This is a genomic window from Candidatus Korarchaeota archaeon NZ13-K (assembly GCA_003344655.1).
In the GTDB taxonomy this organism is placed as follows: Archaea; Korarchaeota; Korarchaeia; order Korarchaeales; family Korarchaeaceae; genus Korarchaeum.
Genome location: MAIU01000105.1, coordinates 1 through 3,488 on the forward strand (window position 1 = coordinate 1; position 3,488 = coordinate 3,488).

General features: G+C 61.4%; 6 protein-coding genes. All 6 read left to right on the plus strand.

Annotated features, from left to right (window positions below; translation table 11 throughout):
* Window positions 1–584, plus strand: a 584-nt coding sequence (locus tag BA066_07320) for a glycosyltransferase (GenBank protein RDD52879.1), incomplete at its 5' end; no start/stop codon positions are given.
* Between the two features lie 3 nt (window positions 585–587).
* Window positions 588–1,094 (plus strand): class I SAM-dependent methyltransferase, encoded by a 507-nt coding sequence (locus tag BA066_07325; protein ID RDD52880.1) that lies wholly within the window; start codon window positions 588–590, stop codon window positions 1,092–1,094.
* A gap of 22 nt (window positions 1,095–1,116) precedes the next feature.
* Entirely contained in the window at window positions 1,117–1,998 is an 882-nt protein-coding gene (locus BA066_07330; protein RDD52881.1) for a hypothetical protein, read from the plus strand.
* A gap of 43 nt (window positions 1,999–2,041) precedes the next feature.
* Window positions 2,042–2,368 (plus strand): hypothetical protein, encoded by a 327-nt coding sequence (locus BA066_07335; protein ID RDD52882.1) that lies wholly within the window; start codon window positions 2,042–2,044, stop codon window positions 2,366–2,368.
* Window positions 2,368–2,619, plus strand: a complete 252-nt coding sequence (locus BA066_07340) for a hypothetical protein (protein ID RDD52883.1) — start codon at window positions 2,368–2,370, stop codon at window positions 2,617–2,619. The genes BA066_07335 and BA066_07340 overlap by 1 nt, the downstream gene beginning before the upstream one ends.
* Window positions 2,616–3,488: hypothetical protein (locus tag BA066_07345; protein RDD52884.1), on the plus strand; the 873-nt coding region annotated here is incomplete at its 3' end. The genes BA066_07340 and BA066_07345, both read left to right, overlap by 4 nt.

Genomic DNA, 3,488 nt, shown 5'->3' on the forward strand with positions numbered 1-3,488 from the left:
TCCTAAAGTCCGCCAGCATACCCGACTACGTCCTAATCCTCCACACCGATCCCGCCGCCCAGCAGCAGCTCAAGGACGCAATCGACGAGGGCAGGGCCGTGATGCTCACCCCATTCGGCTCCCTGACCTACGAGGAGGCCATGAGGCTCATGGCCGCCTGCGACTACCTGGTCTTCCCCTCGTCCGCCGAGGGCTTCGGCCTCCCCGTCCTCGAGGCCAACGCCCTGGGCATACCGGCGATACATGTCTGGGCTCCGCCCCTTAGCGAGTTCTCGTCAAAGGAGTACAACTTCGTCTTCGACTACGTCTACACCAGGCTGGTCCCCTACAAGGGGGCCCAGGAGTGGCTCTTCTACGAGTACGACGAGGCCGACCTGGCGGAGATGATGGCCTACGCCGTGGACATCTGGCACAACAAGAGGGAGGAGTACGAGGACTACTGCGCCAAGGCCGCCGAGAACGCCGCCAACTGGGACTACCGCAAAATATACCCGAAGCTCCTCAAATACCTGGGCATAGAGGCCGAGGCCGTCGCCGAGGCCGAGGCCGGGGTCGAGGCCGGAGGGGAAGCCGGCTCGGTGTAGGCCATGCCCCGCGTCAGGAAGTGCCTTAACCTGGGATGCGGCCTGGACAAGAGGCGATCCACGGACGAGGAGAAATGGGTAAACGCCGACATCAGGCCGGAGGTGGAGCCCGACGTGGTGATGGACATGGCCGAGACCCCCTATCCATTCCCCGACGAGGAGTTCGACCTCGTGCTGCTGTACGACAGCCTGGAGCACGTGCCCTTCGGGAAGATAGACGACGTAATCAGGGAAATCAGGAGGATAACCAAGACCGGGGGGAAGCTCGTCATCAAGTGCCCGGATCTCGAGGCCATAGCGCTCAAATACATACTCAACTACTACAGGAACGGGGACTACAGGCTACTCAGCTACATAATATACGGGGCACAGGACTACGAGCACAACTTCCACAAGTCCGGGTTCACCATGAAGGCCATGAGGAACCTGCTGGAGTCCCACGGCTTCAGGGTCGACTCCATGCGGATAGTCCAGGAGACGAACATGCTGGTCGAGGCCACGAAGGTATAGGAGTGGAAGGGCCGTGAGCATCGTGATAAAGACGTGGGAGTGGGTCGCCGAGACCCCGAGGGGGATGGGAGGCATGTATCCGCACATAATAGCGACGCCCGATGGACTGATATTCCTGAAGAGGGGAGCCAGCACCTCCCTCTCCGCATACGACGTGGACAGGGGCAGGTGGGAGGAGAAGTCCCCCCTCCCGGAGTCGTACGACTCGACCGGGACGCTGTTCGACTACGACTCGTACCACCAGCTGATATGGTACATACCCGCAGGAGGGTCGAGGGCCCTCTACTCCTACAGCCCCCGGTCGGACTCCTGGAGATCGTATCCCCCGGCCCCCGACAGCATCGGCGACGGAGCGGTGATATTCTGGGGAGGGGAATCGGACTACGACCATCTCTACGTCCTGAGGGGTTCCCATGGCCCGGATCTCTACAGGTTCACGATATCGGGGCAGAGGTGGGAGGCGGTGAGGACCCCTCCCTTCCTCCCGACCTCGGAGTGCACCGGATTCAGGATCGGCTCAGGGTTGCACGTGTGCCCCAACCCCGCCCTCGGCGCGATATACCGATACGATGTCGAGACAGGCCTCTGGGCCCTCGTGGCCTACACGAGCCTCTACGCCCCCTCGTTCGCGGTCGTCGACGGCCTCCCCGTGGCCTTCTCGAGGGAAATGGTCGAGATATTCTCCCCCGACATGTCCAAGAAGAGGATAGTCATCTACGGCAGGCCTCCGGTTGCCCTCGAAAGGCCGAGGCACCCGACCATACTTCCCCCGCCGTTCCCCACGGCTCCGACCAGGCAGTTCGACGTATTCGGGGAACACGTGTACGCCGTAACCGGATACGGTGCCGAGGGCAACATCTTCAGGCTTGAGAAGGCCCTCATAACCTCCGAGAAGCCCACATAAGATTTATAACGGGCTCTGGCGTTAAAACCCCCGGGGAGTCATAATGTCCGAGCCGACCGAGCGGAGGATCGAGCCAACTCAAACCATCCCGACCGGGATTCAGCAGCAACCGGCGACCTCGACGGCGGCCTACCCGCCCCCATACCAGCAATCGGTCCTCGCGCCCCCTCAGCAGCCGGAGCCGTCGCCGGCCCAGAGGAGGCTGCAGGACCTCCTCGCCAGGCTCGTCGAGAAGACGACCAGCCTGACCGTCAAGGTCGCGACCTGCAGGTGCAACCACAAGGAATCCTGCCAGGTCTACCAGAAGGCCAGGGAGATAGCCGAGATAATCGACGAGATACAGGAGGTCAGGGCGGAGGTGAGGGCCTGATGATACGCCCGCCAAAACAGTTTGAGACGAGGGGCATAATAGTCGAGATAGTCGAGGTCATGGAGTATAGGGATATGGTCGGCAGGATGAACTTCCTCGTGGCCTACAGGATAATAGACGGACACTACGTCTCACCCGTGGCCCACTTCTCCTGCAGCGGGGCCAGGGAGCTCCGGGAGAAGATAGAGCAGGTCGCGGATCACTACTTCGCCCTGAAGCCCGTGCTCAGGGGTGCCGGGAGGACTAGATGAGCGCCGACGGGATAGACGTCCGGGTGGTCGTAAAGGCGCTGGATAGGTACTTCGAGGTATCGGAGGTATCCCTCGACCTAATACCTGAGGAGCTGTTCAGGTGGGAGCTGGGAGGGCTCGCGGATCCCCTCGGCCAGCTCATCAACTGGCTCTGGTCCCAGATACAGCAGGGCCTGAGCCTCGTCGAGGACGCCCTCAAGGGAGTAATAAGCTCGGCCAGGGGTGCCATCGAGTGGGCCATCGGCCAGGCAAGGGACGCCCTAAAGGGCGCGATAGACTCCGTCGCCTCGACCGCCTACTCGATATGGAGCAGGGTGCAGGACATATGGAACAGGCTCTCCTCGATGGGCGAGCAGCTCGGCAGGATACTCTCCGAGATGCCCCAGAGGATCGGAGACGTAATCTCCCGGATATCGGATTTGCCCGGCAAGGTATGGGACTTCATGAGCACCAGGCTTCCCCAGGCCCTCCAGATCGTCAGGGACTGGATATCGCAGGCCCTCCAGCCCTTCGCGGCCGCCATAGCCGGGATCAGCACCTTCCTCAGGGACATATGGGACAGGATAGTCTCCGGATTCAACGAGGTCGGAGTGAGGATCAGGGACGGAACCTCGTGGCTCTGGTCCCAGATCCAGGTGGGCCTGGCCGAGTTCAGCGACAGGATTAAGGGGTGGTTCGACGAGGCGACGAGGAGGCTCACGGATCTAGGGGCCGTGTTCCAGGGCTTCGTCAACGGGGTCCTCAACATCTGGAACTGGCTGACGACATCGGCCCAGAACTTCATCAACAACGCGGTCAGGTTCATAACCCAGGACGTCCCCGGCTTCTTCAACTGGGTATATCAGAACCTAAAATCCTTCATAGACGCC

Coding starts and splice junctions, on each gene's coding strand:
- BA066_07325 (RDD52880.1), top strand. CDS start 588: ATGCCCCGCGTCAGGAAGTGCCTTAACCTGGGATGCGGCCTGGACAAG.
- BA066_07335 (RDD52882.1), top strand. CDS start 2,042: ATGTCCGAGCCGACCGAGCGGAGGATCGAGCCAACTCAAACCATCCCG.
- BA066_07340 (RDD52883.1), top strand. CDS start 2,368: ATGATACGCCCGCCAAAACAGTTTGAGACGAGGGGCATAATAGTCGAG.